Source organism: Nocardia sp. NPDC004718 (assembly GCF_053601535.1).
Genome location: NZ_JBSGCA010000061.1, coordinates 17241 through 33790, shown reverse-complemented (window position 1 = coordinate 33790; position 16550 = coordinate 17241). Strand labels below are relative to the sequence as shown.

The following is a 16550-nucleotide window of genomic DNA, read 5'->3' as shown; positions in this document are numbered from 1 at the left end:
ACTTCGGCGCCCACGCGCTCGGACAACACTCGCGAGGCCAGCAGCGGCGTGCGCCGGATCACCGGGTCCAGCAGCCGCGCGGCAGCCGCGATCCGCGGCATGTCGACCGTCTCCATAGCGCCATGCTGCCACTCGGGCAGGCGAGATCAGGCGGCTCTGGCGAGGTTGTGCGCCAGCGTCCCCAAGCGCGCCAGGCGCGCGTCGCCGAGCGGGGTGATCCGGCTGCCCAGGCGGTTGGTGACGAAGCCGAGCGACATCCCGGTCGCCGGGTCGGCGAAACCGCCGGAGCCCCCGAGGCCGAAATGGCCGAAAGCCGAGATGGGTTCGGCCTTGGACGGCTTCATCGGCACGCCGTGGTACCCCAGCGCCCAGGGAATACGGAAGGCCAGCACGTAGTCGGGGGTGAACACCTGCCGCCGGGTGATCTGCTCGATGGTGTCCGGGCGCAGCAGCTGATACCCGTCCAGTTGCCCGCCGTTGGCGAGCGCGCCGTACACGCGGGCCAGCGCGCGGGCGGAGAAGACGCCGTTGAGGCCGGGCATCACCGAGTCGTGCAGGCGCGGATCGGCCACCAGCTCGGCGAAACCCACGGGGGTGGTGTCGGCGGCGGCCGCGAAGCGGGTGCGGGCGAGCATCCGCGAGCCACGCTCCCAGCTCATGCCCGCGACCGTCAGGCGCGGGAAATTGGTGGCGATACGCCCGCGCGCGGCTGCCGGGACCCGGAACCACAGTTCTTCGGCCGCGAGCGGTTGCGCGATCTCGGTACGCAGCGCGTCGGTGAATTCCGCTCCGGTCACCCGGCGCACCAGCTCCGCGGCGAGGTGTCCGTAGGTGATGCCGTGATAGCCGCTGGTCACCTGGTGCCGCGGATCGGGCGCGGCGGCCGCGAGCGCCGCGGTGACCGCGGCGTCGTCGAAGAATCGCTCGACCGGTCCGGGCAGCAGCCCGCGCACCCGGTGCAGCCCGGTCCGGTGGGTCAGCATCGCCCGCACGCTGATGCGCTCTTTGCCCGCCGCCCCGAACTCCGGCCAGTAGGTCGCGAGCGGCTCGTCGTAGTCGATCAGGCCGCGCTCGGCCAGACGATGCACCAGCGTGCTGGCGATCCCTTTGCCGGTCGAGAACGCCATGGCGACGGTGTCGTGCGCCCACGCGACGTCCGGATGCGCGTAACCGGCCCAGACGTCGACCACCGGCTCGCCGTGCAGGTAGACCGCCAGCGCTCCGCCGCCGTCGGACGGACGCCGGAACAGCCGGTCGAACTCCGCCACCAATCGCGCGAAGCGGCGATCTACGAATTGTCCTGCCGAAACTGTCATCGAAACCCGTGCCTGTCTTTCAGCGCCTGCGGCGTCGCGAACAATCCCATGCTAGGTGTCTCGTTTCGCTCGAGACCGGTGGCCGGGACCCGCACCCACCACGCGACCGGTCGGTACTGTGAGAAGACGTTTCCTGACCGTCACACGGGTGACCGGGAACGCAACACGCTGCCCCTAGCGTGTTGTCATGCCCCCGAGACGACGTTCGGCGCTGCTCGCGAGGTTGGTCGTCGACACACCCGGCCGCCCGCAGATCATCCTCGGCGAACTGCGCCGGGTGATCCTCGACGGGGCGGTGCCGCCCCGTACCGTCATCCCGCTGCGCGAGGTGGCGGAACTGTTCGGCGTGAGCCATATTCCGGTGCGCGAGGCGCTCAAGACACTGATCGGGGAGGGACTGGTCACCCACGAGCCGCACGCGGGATACACGGTGGCGCAACTGACCGCCGCCGAGTTGCGCGAGATGTACATCGTGCGGCAGACCTTGGAGACGGCCTCGCTCGCCGCGGCCGCCATGAACCACTCCGCCGCCGACCGCGCCGAACTGCTGGATGTGAACGAGGCCCTGGAACAGGCGATTCGCGACGACGACCCGGCCGCCTACCACCGTGGGTCGCGCACCTTCCATGTGGCGCTGACCAAGCCGTCACGCATGTTCCGACTGCTGCACATGCTCGAAGCGGCGTGGAACGTCACCGAGCCGGTGCAGTCGATGGTGCACATCGGCCGGGCCGACCGAGTGCGGCTGCACACCGACCACGCGTTGATGCTGGACGCGTTCCTGGCCCGGGATGTCGAGCGCCTGCTGCTCGTCGCCGAACATCACCATCGCAGGCTGGAGTCCGTGATCGCGACCTTGCCCACCGATACCGGTCTGCTCGCCCCGGAAGATATATCTGCCGCGCAATAGCCGGGCAATAACCGCGCAATGGACGGGCAATAGCCGATTCCTACCGTCGTTTCGATCACAGTTTCACCCTTCGGATGGGAAACACCATGACCGAAACCATCGCCGCGGCACCCGCTCCTGAGCGGATCACCCCCGCCGGCTACGACCCACGGCTCACCAACGACGATCTCGCGCCGCTGCGCAAGCAGAACTGGGGCTCTTACAACATCTTCGCGTTCTGGATGTCGGACGTGCACAGCGTCGGTGGCTATGTCACCGCGGGCAGCTTGTTCGCGCTCGGCTTGGCCAGCTGGCAGGTACTGGTGGCCCTGCTGATCGGGATCACCCTGGTGTATTTCTTCTGCAATCTGGTCGCCAAGCCGAGTCAGGTGACCGGCGTGCCGTACCCGGTCATCTGCCGCAGTGCCTTCGGCGTGCTCGGCGCCAATATCCCCGCGATCATCCGCGGGCTGATCGCGGTGGCCTGGTACGGCATTCAGACGTTTCTCGCTTCGGCGGCACTGGATGTCGTACTGGTGAAGCTGTTTCCGTCCCTCGGGCCCTACGCGGTGGCAGGCGACTACGGGTTCCTCGGTCTGTCGCTGCTCGGCTGGGGCAGCTATTTGACGCTGTGGGTGGTGCAGGCCTGCGTTTTCTGGCAGGGCATGGAGTCCATTCGCCGGTTCATCGACTTCTGCGGGCCGGCGGTGTACGTGGTGATGTTCCTGTTGTGCGGTTACCTGATCGCGAAGGCCGGCTGGGGCGCGATCGATCTGAACCTGGGCGCGGTGCGGTACACCGGATGGGATTCGGTGCCGGTGATGCTGGGCGCCATCGCGCTCGTGGTCTCCTACTTCTCCGGGCCGATGTTGAACTTCGGCGACTTCTCCCGGTACGGCAAGTCCTTCGCCGTGGTGCGCCGGGGCAACCTGCTCGGTCTCCCGCTGAACTTCCTGCTGTTCTCGTTGCTGGTGGTGATCACCGCCTCGCTGACGGTGCCGGTCTACGGCGAGCTGATCACCGACCCGGTCGCCACGGTGGCGCGCATCGACAGCACCTTCGCGATCGTGCTCGGCGCACTGACCTTCACTGTCGCCACCATCGGCATCAACATCGTCGCGAACTTCATCTCGCCGGCCTTCGACTTCTCGCACGTGAGTCCGCAACGCGTCAGCTGGCGCGCGGGCGGCATGATCGCCGCGGTGGGCTCGGTGCTGATCACGCCGTGGAATCTCTACAACAACCCGGAGGTCATCCACTACACGCTGGAGGTGCTCGGCGCCTTCATCGGCCCACTGTTCGGGGTGCTCATCGCCGATTACTACCTGGTGCGCAAGCAACGCGTGGCGGTGGACGACCTGTTCACGATGTCCAGCAGCGGACGCTATTGGTATCGGGGCGGATACAACCCGGCCGCGGTGATCGCGACGGTCGTCGGCGCGCTGGTCGCGGTGATCCCGGTGCTGGCCAAGGACGTCACCGGTATGTACACCGCGGCACAGTACAGCTGGTTCATCGGTTGCGGCCTCGGCTTCGTGGCCTACTACGTGCTCGCCACCCGCACCCGGCCGGCGATGCGGGAGAGCGCGGCCTGATGCGTATCCGCGTGGTCAACCCCAATACCTCCCGGGCGATGACCGACACGATCGAGCGGTGTGCCAGGGCCGTCGCTGGTCCTGGCACCCTGCTCGACGCGGTGACCTCGGAGATGGGACCGGCCTCGATCGAAAGTCACTACGACGAAGCGCTCAGCGTTCCCGGCCTGCTCGCCGCGATCCGGCGCGGGGAGGCCGAGGGGGTCGACGGCTACGTGCTGGCCTGCTTCGGCGACCCCGGTCTCGACGCCGCGCGCGAGCTGGCCGGGGGACCGGTGATCGGGATCGCCGAGGCCGCCATGCGTACCGCCGCTCATCTCGGTCGCGGGTTCAGCGTGGTCACCACTCTGGGCCGGACCGTCGGCCGGGCGGCGGATCTGGCGGAGCGCTACGGGATGCGGCGCTTCTGCCGCGGTATCCACGCCTGCGAGATTCCCGTACTCGCCCTCGACACCGATCCGGACGCGCGCAAGATCGTCACCGAAGTGTGCCGGGAAGCGGTCGAGGCGGACCGGTCCGACGCGATCGTCCTGGGCTGCGCGGGGATGGCCGATCTGTCCGCGCAGGTGCGCGCCGAGGTCGGCGTGCCGGTGGTGGACGGTGTGGCGGCGGCGACCCTGACCGTCCAGTCGCTGCTCACGCTCGGTCTGCGCAAGTCCGGCCGGGGCGAATTCGCCGCGCCGCCGCCGAAGCCGTACACCGGCTCGCTGCGATCGTTCGGCGCCTGAGCGAGGCTCAGGCGGCTACCGCGATGGCGAGCTTGCGCAGTGCGGCGTCCGGGTCGGCCACGTCGACGACGAGCCGTGTGACGTCCGCGCCCGCCAAGTCGATACGGATGGCGTGTCCGTCGAATCGGGTGTCCCAGAATTCCTTGCGGCCCTTGCCGCGGAAGGTCCCGGCCGCGATCACGCCGGGGAAGAAAGTGCCGGGCGTGCGCACCCACGGCGGGCGGCGGTCGACCCCGGCCATGCCGAGCGCGGTGACGGCGGACAGGTCGAAACTCAGCTGGTCGCGCAGCGCCAGCAGCTGATGCGCACCGAGCACGTGCACCGTCACCGTCGTTCCGGTGACCTCGAATTCCACCATCACGCACCTCACTTCACCGAGAACTCGTACCTTCTCAACGATGCAGAACGGTCCTGGTCACAGCCTGTGCCGTTCCTATGAGTTCTCTCAGTTTCCCTACATGTTGTTACATGGATATGCGCATCAATCGATGTCACGCACCGTGCCCGGTGTGCCGACCAGCGCAAATGTCGAACTACAACCGGCTCGGAAGGGAAAGCCGTCGTGAATTCGCGGGCTGGATCGAAGCAGCCGCGCCGCCTGCGCAGTCGGCGAGATGTGTTCGGCTGCCTCGGACCAGGAGAAAACGATACGACGAATCAGTGCGCAGAGGTTCCCGTGACGTGCGCGTGTTCCGCGACGTCGAGGACACCGGCCAGCCATGGGGTGTAGGCATCCGGGTTGTCGGCCAGCGCGTCGCGAAGCGCGTCCGGCTGAATCCAGGCGAAGTCGGCGACCTCGGCCGGATCCGGCCGAGGGTCGCCGATGTCGAGGCGCCCGATCAAAACGTGATCCCACTCGGATTCGACGCGGCCGGTGCGCAGGTCCGCCGCGTGGTAGCGGTAGATCCCGGCCTCGGTGAGCGCGACCGTAAGGCCCATTTCCTCGGCCAGCCGCAGCCCGGCCGCGGTAGCGACCGGTTCGCCGGGTGCGGGGTGGCCACAGCAGGTGTTGGCCCACAGCGACGGGAACCTGGTCTTGACCGCCGCACGCTGCTGCAAGAGCACCCGGCCCGCCGAGTCGAACAGCAGGACGGAGAACGCGCGGTGCAGTCGTCCCGGGGCCAGGTGTGCCTCGGCGACCGTGCACGCGCCGACCGCGCGGCCCGCGTCGTCGACGAGTTCGACGGGCAGGGCCTCGCGGTCGGTGTACGGCTGGGCGAGGGCGTCGGTCACCTCCCCACCTTATCGGCGGCGATGAGCAGGTAGTGGAAGCTCCCCTCCCGGTACGCGGTCAGGAACGGCTTCTCGACGCCGGTGGCGAGCTCGGAATGGGTGCGCAGCTCCCAGTACGGGATGGTCGCCGCGGTGAGTTCGGTCACGGAGATGGGCACCAGGTTGTTCGCGGCCAGGGCGCGGAAGTACTCGCCGCGCGGATGGATCATGCAGCCGTAGTGCGCGTCGATCCAGCTGACCGAGGACGAGCGGCCGCCGGTCACATCGTTGGAGCAGCCGGTGATGCACACGTAGCGTCCGCCCGGCTCCAGCAGGCGGGAGAACTCGCTGAACAAATCGAAGAGGTCCACGTACATCGTGGTCTCGTTGGTCCAGATCCCGCGCATGGAACCGTTCTCGAAGCCGGTGTCGAGCATGTTGCGGAAGTGGAACCGCACCTTGTCCGCGACGCCGCGGTGAACAGCCTGGTCGTTGGCGAAGCCGACCTGATATTCGGAGATGGTCACGCCGTCGACCTGGCAGCCGAAGCGCTGGTTGGCCATGAAGCTGGTGCCACCGCGGCCCGAGCCGCCGTCCAGCAGCCGGTCGCCGGGCCGGACGTCGCCGAGGTGGTCGAGCAGGAAGTCCGCCTGGGCGGTCTCCAGCCGGTGCAGTTCGGCGACGATGCGTTCCTCGCGGGTGTCCGCCGGGCCGGTCAGCACGGACAGGTCCGGCTCGCCGATGCCGTAGTGGTGGTGGTAGAGCCCGTCGACCTCACCGAGTTTGGTGTTGACCCGGTCGTCGTTCGGGTTGTTGTTCCAGTACGCGGCGACGGACTTCTGATAGCTGGTACGCAGAACGGTCCCGGTCTCCGGGTTGAGCATGGTCATGCGCGATCATCCTCTCTCGGTGCGGTACTGCTTCGTTGCTCTCTTACAGGTGGCTCTGGTGCGGGTCGCGATAGCGCTTGCTGTCGGCGTGCCAGGCGCGGTTGCCTCCCATCCAGGCCCACAGGCCTGCGAGGAAACGGCGTAGTTCCGGCGAGCCGAGCGCGGCCAGGGGCGCCGCTTCCCGTTCGAACCGGTGCACGAGTTCGTCGTGCACCTCGGCGGTGCGCAGCACGGCCTCGCGGCGCGAGCAGCGCTCCTCGACGGCGAGGACGGTCGGCAGGTTGAACTCCCTGCCGTTGGAGAGATCCTCGCGCGCCATCGAATACAGGTCGTTCACCATCTGGCTGGCCAGCGCCGCGGTGGTGACCACGCGGCGTACCGCGGGGTCGGTGTACTCGGCGGCCGGTAACTCGTAGCCGCCGACCACATCGGTCGGCGCCATGCACGGAAGGAAGCTGTGCGGTTGCCGATTGGCGAGGTACTCCCACACCGGCGGCATCCGCCCCGCCGCGCGCCAGCCCGCTTCCGCTCCGAGCGCGATGAACCAGCCCGCGATCTCGGTGCGCAGCCGGGCCAGTTGCGCGGGGCGTGCGTAGCGTGCGAGGTGCTCGAAGGACGTGCGAAACGCGCGCAGGATCGGATCGGCTTCGAGAGCGGCCTCGAGCTGGGCGACGTAACGCGCGGGAAGATGGACCGGGTCCATGGCGGCGGCCGCCAATTCGAGCCGGGGACCCAACTCCGCCTCGGCGCTGGAGGGGGTGCCGTCCGGTGCCCGGTCGTCGGCATCCTCCTCGCAGTAATAGTCGTCCACGGACCATTCCGAGACCGCGCATTTCGCCGCCGCCAGCAGCCGGTCGGCATCGTCGCAGTCCGGGTGGGCGAGCATGATCAGCCGGCCGAAATCGGCGTCGCGCAACTCCTCCAGCCTGCCCTCGTACAACCCGATGTCCCTGGCCCAGTCGACGATGCCGGCGTTGACGGCCTCGGCGAGAGCGGGATCGTCACGCAGCGGCGGCGGGCAGTACAGCGGTGGAATCGGATTTTGCCCATCGCGGCGCACCGCGACGGTGTCGGGTCCGGTCGGTGCGCGTGGCACCCGCGCGGGACCGCCCGCGGCATCCGATCCGATGCTCGGTTGCGTCCGCGTGCCCGTGCGAGGAGGCCCCGCGAGGCCAGGTATTCCGAGTAACGCCGACGGCGCTCCGAGCCCGGTGGGTCCGGTGGGAATGCGTGGCGCCGCGGGCAACGGAGTTCGTCCCGCCGCTGCCGCTGTGCCGTCGATGGCTGCTCCCGGTGTGCCTGCGCGCACAGCGGCGGGGGAGGTCGCCGCCACGGCGGGCGTCGTGGCAGCGTCCGCGCCGGTACGGGGAACCAACAGCGCGGCGGCGCCCAGGCCGGACGGACCGAGCAGAGCGCGCGGTGTGACCCCCGCCTGTCCGGCTGCCAACGAAATATTCGGCGTATCAGCCGCTTTCGTCGACAACAGGTCGGCCGGAGCGGTCGTGCTGGTATCAGTGAGTAGCGCGACGACGGTGGCGGCCACCTCATCGGTGGCGTGCGCCGCCGCGGCGCGGGAGAGCACCGACATGCCCATCACCCCGGTCAGTCGGCTTGCCGGGCGACCGAGACGTTGTCGAGCACGCCGAGGGCGTCGGGCACCAGCACGGCCGCCGAGTAATAGCAGCTGATCAGGTAGGAGATGATCGACTGATCATCGATGCCCTTGAAGCGCACGTTGAGGCTCGGCTCGTATTCGTCCGGAATCCCGGTCTGGTGCAGGCCGATCACGCCCTGGTCCTTCTCGCCGGTGCGCATCGCCAGGATCGAGGTGGTCTGGGTGTCGCTGATCGGGATCTTGCCGCACGGGAAGATCGGTACGCCTCGCCACGCCGGAACACGGTGCCCGTCCACCTCGACCGGATCCGGGTAGAGCCCGCGCTTGGTGCATTCGCGTCCGAACGCGGCGATCGCCTTCGGATGGGCCAGAAACATTTTCGTGCTGCGGCGCATGCTGAGCAGTTCGTCGAAGTCGTCCGGGGTGGGTGCGCCGGTCTCGGTGTAGATGCGCTGCTTCAGATCGCAGTTGTGCAGCAGCCCGAAGTCGGTGTTGTTGACCAGGTCGTATTCGCGACGTTCGTAGAGCGCTTCGATGGTCAGGCGCAACTGCTGCTCGACCTGATTCATCGGGTCGTTGAACAGGTCGGCGACTCGGGTATGCACCCGCAGCACGCTCTGCGCCAGGCTGAGTTCGTATTGGCGTGGGGCGGCGTCGTAATCGACGAACGTGCCTTCCAACAGCGGCTCGCCCGCGTGGCCCGAGGCGATCGCGATATCCGCCTCGCCTTTGTTGTTCTGCGGATGGGTGGGTGCGGAAGCCACGCGAGAAAGTTGCTCGCGCAATGCCGAACTTCTGTCGATGAACTCTGTGAGCGATCGTCGCGGAAGGACCAACATGGTTGTTCGCGTAACCGTCTTGATGGTGACCGGCCAGATCGCCGAAGGTTCGGTCAATATCGTGTCGCCGAAGAAGTCGCCGCCGCCGAGGATCCCGAGCTTCGTCTGCTCGCCGTACTCACCCGACCCGATTTTGCTCAATTTGCCGTGCGCGATCAGCAGAATTTGATCCATCGGATTGCCGAATTCCGCTACCACAATGCCCGGTTCGAGATCGCGCTGTTCGAAACGATCCGCGAGGGCGCGCAGCACGTCCTCGTCGTCGAATCCACGCAGCGCCGGAAGTTCTTGCAACTCCAGGGGAATGACGCGTGCGGTGGAGCCGTCGATGACGAATTCCACCTCGCCGTTTCCGACGGTGTGGGTGAGGCGGCGGTTCACTCGGTATACACCGCCGTTGACCTGCGTCCACGGCAGCGCGCGAGTGAGCCATCGCGAGCTGATGCCCTGCATCTGCGGTTCGGATTTCGTGGTGTGCGCGAGCAGGCCCGCCGTACTGGTGCTCAGGCTCCTGCGCACGTTGTTTTCCGTTTGGACTGGCATTTCAATGGTCATGCGTGGTCCTCACCTCGAGACGGCCACCGAGACGTGGTGACGGGTTTTGGAGCAGGGGATTCGAGATCGTCGATAGTTCAGAGTCGCCGGGTGTTCACATCAAACAGCAGCGGGCGTGCCCGCGGACAGCTCATCGATCGAAATTGCCTACGCGCCAGGGCGTTCCAGACGTGATCGATGGTAGACGCCGAAAGCGGCTGTGCGCAGAAAAATTTCGAAGATCGTTCCGACGCGCGCCGGATGGTCACGACACGCGGTCGATTCCGGTAACGGCGGGTTGCGTCCCACGGTTCGATCCGAATTGCGTGCTGGTAGCAGCAGATCAGCTAGGTGAGCAGTTCGACTGCCTCGTCACAAGCGGTGCCCGGCGCGCTCTCTCGATGTGGGCGAATCGGGCGGCTGGCGAGGCCACAGGGCCACGCCGCCGCATCCGGCGATCGCGAGGGACGCCATGCCCGGTTGGTGCCGAGGGAAGCCATGTCCGAGCCGGGGTGTGAGCGCCGCCGGGATACGGTCGAGTAGGTGACCCCTCGATCGATGTGCGCCCGTATTCCGGCGCGGCGCGAAAACGGTGGCGGGCGTGCGGGCGTATCGATGGCGCTGAACTATCCGGGTTGCCGGTGGCCGGGGGTGCCGCGATGGAATGTTTCCGCGTCGATACGTGACCGTCAGGGAGCCGACTGCGGCAACCTGGCATGTGACGTGTCACAGCGGACACATAATGGACAAGTGGTGTGGGAAGCTCGTCTGAACACGCCGCCGTGTGTGATGCGGGTCACGTTCTAGGGTAGGGCCAGGAGCGATGGTGAAGTTGAATGCGAAGGTTGTGGTGGGCTCGGTACAGCGATTGATGGCGACCGCGCAGAACGGCCTGGAGGTCATCCGCTTCGGCGGACTGACCCCTGACGTCGCGTCCTCGCCGTTCGAAGTCGTGGAACGCAGACGCATGTACCGGCTGCGGCATTACTTCCCCGACGACACGACGCCTGGGCGCCCGGTGGCCGTGCTGGTCCCGCCGCTCATGGTGAACGCCGACATCTGGGATGTGAACGCCGAAGAGGGCGCCGTCGGAATCCTGCACCGCGGCGGCATCGACTGCTGGGTGGTGGACTTCGGCTCGCCCGCCAGCGAGGAGGGCGGCTGGCAGCGCGATCTCGCCGACCACGTGCTGGCCGTCAACAGCGCGATCGACACCGTCAACGAGGCCACCGGCAGCGGCGTGCACCTGATGGGCTACTCGCAGGGCGGCATGTTCGCCTACCAGACCGCCGCCTACCGGTACGGCAAGGGCGTGGACAGCATCGTGACCTTCGGCAGCCCGGTCGACATCGTCGCGGGCATGCCGTTCGGGCTGCCCTACGGCATGGTCTCCGACGTCGCGGACTTCCTGGCCGATCATGTGGTCACCCGGTTGCCGATCACCGACTCCATGGTTCGCATCGGCTTCCAGTTGCTCGATCCGGTGAAGACGGCCAAGTCGAGGATCGACTTCCTGCTTCAGCTGCACGACCGCGAGGCGTTGTTGCCGAAGGAGCGCCAGCGCCGATTCCTCAACAGTGAAGGCTGGGTCGGTTACGCGGGCCCGGCCGCGGCGGATCTGCTCAAGCAGTTCGTCGCGCACAACCGGCTGATGCTCGGCGGTTTCGTGATCCGCGATCACCCGATCTCGCTGGCCGAGCTGAAATGCCCGATCCTGGCGTTCGTCGGCGAGGTCGACGACATCGGACAGCCCGCCGCGGTGCGCGGCATCGTGCGGGCCGCGCCGAACGCGGAGGTCTACGAGGCGACGTTGGTCGCGGGCCACTTCGGCCTGGTGGCCGGAAGCATGGCCAGCAAACACACCTGGCCGCTGGTGCGGCAGTGGGTGGAATGGATGAACGGCGACAAGCCGCTGCCTCCTGAGATCGTGCCGATGACCGAGCACGTGCCCAGCAATCGCCCCCGCTCGGCGGCCACCCGGGTGGTGCACACCGCCGCGACGCTGGCCGAGGCGGGCACCGGCGTCGGCAAGGCCCTCGAAGGCATCGCCAACAGCACAGTGCGCGGATCGATCGAACTGGCGGGCGAGGCGGCCCGGGCTCTGCCCAGGCTGACCCGCCTCGGCATGATCCAGCCGCATACCCGGATATCGCTCGGCCGTTTGCTGACCGAGCAGACGCGCCGCGCGCCGCAGCGGGACCTCTTCCTGTTCGACGACCGCGTGCACACCAACGCGGCGGTCAACGAGCGCATCGACAACGTGGTGCGCGGCCTGATCTCGGTGGGCGTGCGCCCGGCCATGCGGGTCGGCGTGGTGATGGAGACCCGGCCCAGCGCGCTGGCCTCGGTCGCGGCGCTGTCGCGGCTGGGCGCGGTGGCGGTGCTGCTCGCCCCGCACAGCGACCTGCGCCGCGCGATCGAGCTCACCGGCGTCGAGACTCTGATCTCCGATCCGGAGAATCTGCGGCAGGCCGCCGAGACCGACGCCAGGGTGCTGGTGCTCGGCGGTGGTAGCACGCGCGAGCTGGCGCTGCCCACCACCGACCGCCTGATCGACCTCGAGCAGATCGACCCGGCGCGGGTGCGGGTGCCCGCCTGGTACCGGCCGGACCCCGGCCTGGCGCGCGAGCTGGCGTTCGTGCTCGTCACCGGCACCGGTGATCGGCTGGAGACGAAGTACATCACCAACCACCGCTGGGCGCTGTCGGCGTTCGGCACCGCGACCACGGCCGATCTCAATCGCAGGGATACGGTGTACTGCCTTGCGCCGCTGCATCATTCGTCCGGGCTGCTGGTCAGTCTGGGCGGGGCGGTCGCGGGTGGTAGCCGGATCGCGCTGGCCCGGTCGCTTGACCCGGCGCGCTTCGCCGAGGAGGTGCACCGCTACGGCGTCACCGTGGTGACCTACACCTGGACCATGCTGCGCGACATCCTCGACGCGGAGGTTTTCCCGGACGGCCACAGCCACCCGATCCGTTTGTTCATCGGCTCCGGAATGCCCGCCGGACTGTGGCGGCGCACCGTGGAGCAATTCGAGCCCGCCCGCGTGCTCGAGTACTACGCCTCGATCGAGGGTGACGTGGTGCTGGCCAACGTGGCCGGGGTGAAACGCGGATGCAAGGGCAGGCCGGTTCCCGGCACCGCGAAGGTGGAACTGGTCGCCTACGACCCGCTCACCGAACGCATCCTGGTCGACGGATCCGGCTACGCCCGCCGTTGCGCGGACAACGAGGTGGGTCTGCTGATCGGCAAGGCGTCCGACGGCGTCGACATCTCCGCGGGCGGCCTGCGTGGGGTCTTCACGGCGGGCGACTCCTGGATGCCGACGGAAAATCTGTTCCGCCGCGACAGCGACGGCGACTACTGGCTGATGGACCGCACGGACACGGTGATCCACACCCGGCGCGGGCCGGTCTTCGGTCAGCCGATCGTCGACGTGCTCAACGACATCACCGCCGTGGACATGGAAGTCACCTACGGACTCAATGCCGACGACCATTGCATAGCGGTGGCCGCGGTGAGCGTGCGCGAGGGTTTCCACCTGGACCCGAAGGATGTCACCGAGGCGTTGCGGGTGCTGGACCCGGACCAGCGGCCCGACCTGGTGTACGTGGTGGACGACATCCCGCGCAGCCCGTCGTTCCGTCCGTCCGCCCGCGCCGTGCAGGAGGCAGGCAAGCCGGAGCCGGGACCGGACACCTGGTGGTACAACCGGGCATCGGACGCCTACGAGATCCTCACCGACGACCAAGCGCGCGCGCTGCTGGGTGACTGACGCGATACATATTGCCGAAGAGCCGGATTCATCGACCGATGGCATAGTGAGTGCCTGTGGGAACGAGCCTCATTTACCGCAACGGGACCGTCTACGAGGTCCTGATGCGCGGGTTGTACGGCAAGCACTACACGGCTCGGTATCGCGCTATCGCGGAGCTCGTCCCGGAAGGGGCGAGCGTGGTCGACCTGTGCTGCGGACCCGCGACGCTCTACACCCGCTACTTGCGCCACAAGTCGGTCGACTACACCGGGCTCGACCTGAACGAGCGCTTCGTCGCGCGCGTGAACGAAGCGGGCGGGCGGGGCAAGGTGTGGAATCTGCATTCCGGCGACGCGCTGCCCACGGCCGATTACGTCATCATGCAGGCCAGCCTCTACCACTTCCTGCCCGAGCCGCGCCCGCTGCTCGATCGGATGCTCGCTGCGGCCACCGACCGGGTGATCGTCGCCGAACCGGTCCGCAACCTGGCCACCAGCGACAATCCGGTCCTCGCCACGATCGGCAAGCGGTTCACCGACGCGGGCGACGGCGAGCAGGCGCACCGCTTCACCGAACGGACGCTGGACGAGTTCTTCACGGCGTACGGCCCGCGGGTGGCGCGGCAGTCCCTCATCGCGGGCGGCCGGGAGAAGCTCTACATACTCACCGCGTGAGCCGGCGTGCCGGCCGGTTCACACGGTGAACGCGGTGACCGCGTCCACGACGCGGGCCACCTGCGCGTCGGTGAGATCCGGCCAGAGCGGCAGACGCACGACGGTTCCGGAGAACTCCGCGCTGCGGGCGCAGGCCCGCGGCGTGCGGCCGAGCTTGAACCCGGCCGGGCTGGAGTCCAATGGGATGTAGTGGAACGGCGCGGAGATACCCCGCGCCGCGAGGTGCGCGATCAGGTCGTCGCGGCGGCGCTCGTTCGGGGTCCGCAGGTAGTACAGATGCGCGGTGTGCCCGCGATCGGCGGGCACGGACATCAGACGGACGTCGTTGCGCTCGGCCCAATCCGGCAGGGCGGCGGCGTAGGCGTCCCACACCCGGTGGCGTCCGGCCTGGATGGTGTCGAACTCGTCCAACTGCGCGTCGAGCACGGCCGCGTTCAGCTCGCTGGGCAAGTAGCTGGAGCCGATGTCCTGCCAGGAGTACTTGTCCACGGCCCCGCGCAGGAACCGGGCCCGGTCGGTGCCCTTCTCCCGGATGATCTCGGCGCGCGCCATCAGGATCTCGTCGGTGAGCAGCAGCGCGCCGCCCTCGCCGCAGTGCACGTTCTTGGTGTCGTGGAAGCTCAGCGTGCCCATCGTGCCGATGGTGCCGAGCTTCCGGTCACGCCAGGTGCCGCCGAGTCCGTGCGCGTTGTCCTCCACGACGGCGAAGCCGTGCGTGTTCGCCAGGTCGAGCAGTCCGGCCATGTCGGCGGCGACGCCACCGTAATGGATGACCACCACGGCCTTCGTCCGCTCGGTGACCACGGCCGCCACCGACTCCGGATCCAGATTCCCGGTGTCCGGATCGATGTCGGCGAAGACGCACGTGGCGCCACGCAGCGCCATCGAGGTGGCGGTGGAGGTGAAGGCGAAGCTGGGCACGATCACTTCGTCGTCGGGCCCCAACTCCAGCAGCAGGCCCGCCATTTCCAGCGCGGATGTGCAGGAGGTGGTGAGCAGGGCGTGCGGCGCGCCCGTGATCGCCTTCAGCTTCGCGGTGGCCGACGCGGTGAACTGTCCGTCGCCGTGGCTGTGGTCGGAGGCCAGCACGGCCTCCAGATTCGCTAATTCCCGGCGCGCCCGGTACGGACGGCTGAAGATGACGCGGTCAGTGCTCAACCCGGTCGGTCCCCCTGCTGGCGGTGGTCGCGGTCATTTCCGAAGTGTCCGCCGGACGCGGTGTCGGCGTCTCGACGGTCAGATAGAGCGGTTTGCCCACCAGGATGTGCAGCGCCACGCCCAGGTACTCGGCGATGAGTCCGAGTGAGAACAGGATGGCGCCGGAGCACAGCAGCAGCACCACGATGGTGGATGCCCAGCCTTCCGGCGCCCAGCCGTCGGTGGTCAGCGCTTCGATCACGACGACCGCTGCCATCACGCCGCCGGCCAGCGCCAGGGTGACGCCGAGCAGGCTGACCAGCCGCAACCCGCGCGTGCCGCTGCACAGCACCATCTTCCAGAACAGCGAGAACAGGCGGCGGTAGTTGTAGCCGGACTCCTCCCTGCCCTCGGCGCGCAGCACCACCGGCGCCTGCGCGACGGCGCCGACCACCCAGGTCAGCGCGACGTCCAGGTAGACGCCGTTGGACGCGACCTCGGCCAGTTGCCTGCCGATGTCCCCGCGGATCAGCCGGTAGCTCTCGAACCGGGTGGAATCCGGGAACGCGAACAGCGTCGCGAGCACCAGCTTGGCTCCGCGCGAGGTCAGATTGCGCAGGAAGCCGTGCGGCCTGGTGTTGCTCGGCTTGGAGTAGACCAGGTCGGCGCGCTGCGCCAGCGCCGTGTCCAGGAACGTGCTGATGAAGCGGGGATCGTGCTGGCCGTCCTCGTCCATGGTGACGATCCAGTCACCGGCCGCGGCCGACATCCCGGCGATCGTCGCGGCGTCCTGGCCGAAGTTGCGGCTGAGCCAGACGGTGCGCACGGTCGGATAGGTCCGTTGCAGTTCTTGCAGCACCACGTCGGAGCGGTCCGGGCCGTGGTCGTGCACCAGGATGATCTCGGAGACGACGAACGGGGTGCCGCCGGGAGTCTCGGTGGTGCGCGTGAGATCGTGCAGTTCGGCCACCAGACCGGCGATCGTGTCCTCGCCCCGGTACACCGGCACGACCACCGACACCGTGTGCGGCCGGTCCACGCCGGGCCGTGCCGGGTCACCGTTCGTCGCGGGGGCGCCGGAACGGAGTGTGCGGGCGGGTGGGATCGGCATCAGCTGGATCGACTTTCGATGACGGTGCGTGCCGGTACTCGTGGCAGAACTGCGGAGCCCGAACCGGTGTGGACTCTAGCACGGTGCGCCGGGTAGCCAGCGGAGCAGCTGATCATGCCCTTATCTTGGTGGCGTCCGCGACCGATGCCAAGCCGGGAGCCGCCCTGTAGGGTTTGGAACTCGTGACGGACAGTGCAGTGCTCGACTCGCCGCCGGACGCGTATTCGCGGCGAGATGTCTACCGGTGGGGGGT

General features: G+C 68.1%; 13 protein-coding genes. 5 read left to right on the top strand and 8 right to left on the bottom strand.

Going from position 1 to position 16550, the window contains the following annotated elements:
- Positions 1–146: 146 nt before the first annotated feature.
- Positions 147–1316 carry a serine hydrolase domain-containing protein gene (locus tag ACWEH3_RS31050; protein WP_450023702.1) on the bottom strand — a complete coding sequence of 390 codons (1170 nt, stop codon included), beginning with the start codon at positions 1314–1316 and terminating at the stop codon, positions 147–149.
- 187 nt (positions 1317–1503) lie between these two features.
- Here ACWEH3_RS31050 and ACWEH3_RS31045 point away from each other — a divergent pair, with 187 nt between their 5' ends.
- From ACWEH3_RS31045 to ACWEH3_RS31035, 3 genes are all read left to right on the top strand, one after another.
- The gene (locus tag ACWEH3_RS31045; protein ID WP_450023704.1) at positions 1504–2226 is read left to right on the top strand and encodes a GntR family transcriptional regulator; all 723 of its coding nucleotides are present in this window, start codon (positions 1504–1506) and stop codon (positions 2224–2226) included.
- Between the two features lie 86 nt (positions 2227–2312).
- Positions 2313–3800, top strand: coding sequence for an NCS1 family nucleobase:cation symporter-1 (locus tag ACWEH3_RS31040; protein WP_450023706.1), 1488 nt, complete (start codon positions 2313–2315; stop codon positions 3798–3800).
- Positions 3800–4528 carry an aspartate/glutamate racemase family protein gene (locus tag ACWEH3_RS31035; protein WP_450023708.1) on the top strand — a complete coding sequence of 243 codons (729 nt, stop codon included), beginning with the start codon at positions 3800–3802 and terminating at the stop codon, positions 4526–4528. The genes ACWEH3_RS31040 and ACWEH3_RS31035 overlap by 1 nt, the downstream gene beginning before the upstream one ends.
- Positions 4529–4535: 7 nt before the next feature.
- Here ACWEH3_RS31035 and ACWEH3_RS31030 read toward each other — a convergent pair whose 3' ends face one another.
- From ACWEH3_RS31030 to ACWEH3_RS31010, 5 genes are all read right to left on the bottom strand, one after another.
- On the bottom strand, positions 4536–4886 hold the full coding sequence (locus ACWEH3_RS31030; RefSeq protein ID WP_450023710.1) for a hypothetical protein: 351 nt from the start codon (positions 4884–4886) through the stop codon (positions 4536–4538).
- A gap of 299 nt (positions 4887–5185) precedes the next feature.
- The gene (gene idi / locus ACWEH3_RS31025) at positions 5186–5761 is read right to left on the bottom strand and encodes an isopentenyl-diphosphate Delta-isomerase (protein ID WP_450023712.1); all 576 of its coding nucleotides are present in this window, start codon (positions 5759–5761) and stop codon (positions 5186–5188) included.
- Entirely contained in the window at positions 5758–6630 is an 873-nt protein-coding gene (locus tag ACWEH3_RS31020; RefSeq protein WP_450023714.1) for a geranyl diphosphate 2-C-methyltransferase, read from the bottom strand. Before ACWEH3_RS31020 ends, idi begins: the two co-directional genes overlap by 4 nt.
- Positions 6631–6673: 43 nt before the next feature.
- A complete protein-coding gene (locus tag ACWEH3_RS31015) occupies positions 6674–8218 on the bottom strand; it encodes a family 2 encapsulin nanocompartment cargo protein terpene cyclase (RefSeq protein WP_450023716.1) in 1545 nt (514 codons plus the stop codon).
- Between the two features lie 14 nt (positions 8219–8232).
- Positions 8233–9639, bottom strand: a complete 1407-nt coding sequence (locus tag ACWEH3_RS31010; protein WP_450023718.1) for a family 2B encapsulin nanocompartment shell protein — start codon at positions 9637–9639, stop codon at positions 8233–8235.
- A gap of 802 nt (positions 9640–10441) precedes the next feature.
- Between ACWEH3_RS31010 and ACWEH3_RS31005 the strand changes: the two genes are divergently transcribed.
- Positions 10442–13393, top strand: coding sequence for an acyl-CoA synthetase (locus ACWEH3_RS31005; RefSeq protein WP_450023720.1), 2952 nt, complete (start codon positions 10442–10444; stop codon positions 13391–13393).
- A 56-nt stretch (positions 13394–13449) separates the two neighbouring features.
- Positions 13450–14049 carry a class I SAM-dependent methyltransferase gene (locus ACWEH3_RS31000; RefSeq protein WP_355080806.1) on the top strand — a complete coding sequence of 200 codons (600 nt, stop codon included), beginning with the start codon at positions 13450–13452 and terminating at the stop codon, positions 14047–14049.
- A gap of 18 nt (positions 14050–14067) precedes the next feature.
- Here ACWEH3_RS31000 and rffA read toward each other — a convergent pair whose 3' ends face one another.
- Both rffA and ACWEH3_RS30990 read right to left on the bottom strand, forming a co-directional pair.
- Positions 14068–15207 (bottom strand): dTDP-4-amino-4,6-dideoxygalactose transaminase, encoded by a 1140-nt coding sequence (rffA, locus tag ACWEH3_RS30995; protein ID WP_450023722.1) that lies wholly within the window; start codon positions 15205–15207, stop codon positions 14068–14070.
- On the bottom strand, positions 15197–16297 hold the full coding sequence (locus ACWEH3_RS30990) for a glycosyltransferase family 2 protein (protein ID WP_355080809.1): 1101 nt from the start codon (positions 16295–16297) through the stop codon (positions 15197–15199). Before ACWEH3_RS30990 ends, rffA begins: the two co-directional genes overlap by 11 nt.
- Positions 16298–16550 lie beyond the last annotated feature (253 nt).

Bases quoted from the DNA above. Each gene is read 5' to 3' on its own strand.
- ACWEH3_RS31050 (WP_450023702.1), bottom strand. From the start codon at position 1,316: ATGACAGTTTCGGCAGGACAATTCGTAGATCGCCGCTTCGCGCGATTG.
- ACWEH3_RS31045 (WP_450023704.1), top strand. From the start codon at position 1,504: ATGCCCCCGAGACGACGTTCGGCGCTGCTCGCGAGGTTGGTCGTCGAC.
- ACWEH3_RS31040 (WP_450023706.1), top strand. From the start codon at position 2,313: ATGACCGAAACCATCGCCGCGGCACCCGCTCCTGAGCGGATCACCCCC.
- ACWEH3_RS31035 (WP_450023708.1), top strand. From the start codon at position 3,800: ATGCGTATCCGCGTGGTCAACCCCAATACCTCCCGGGCGATGACCGAC.
- ACWEH3_RS31030 (WP_450023710.1), bottom strand. From the start codon at position 4,886: ATGGTGGAATTCGAGGTCACCGGAACGACGGTGACGGTGCACGTGCTC.
- ACWEH3_RS31020 (WP_450023714.1), bottom strand. From the start codon at position 6,630: ATGACCATGCTCAACCCGGAGACCGGGACCGTTCTGCGTACCAGCTAT.
- ACWEH3_RS31015 (WP_450023716.1), bottom strand. From the start codon at position 8,218: ATGTCGGTGCTCTCCCGCGCCGCGGCGGCGCACGCCACCGATGAGGTG.
- ACWEH3_RS31010 (WP_450023718.1), bottom strand. From the start codon at position 9,639: ATGACCATTGAAATGCCAGTCCAAACGGAAAACAACGTGCGCAGGAGC.
- ACWEH3_RS31005 (WP_450023720.1), top strand. From the start codon at position 10,442: ATGGTGAAGTTGAATGCGAAGGTTGTGGTGGGCTCGGTACAGCGATTG.
- ACWEH3_RS30990 (WP_355080809.1), bottom strand. From the start codon at position 16,297: ATGCCGATCCCACCCGCCCGCACACTCCGTTCCGGCGCCCCCGCGACG.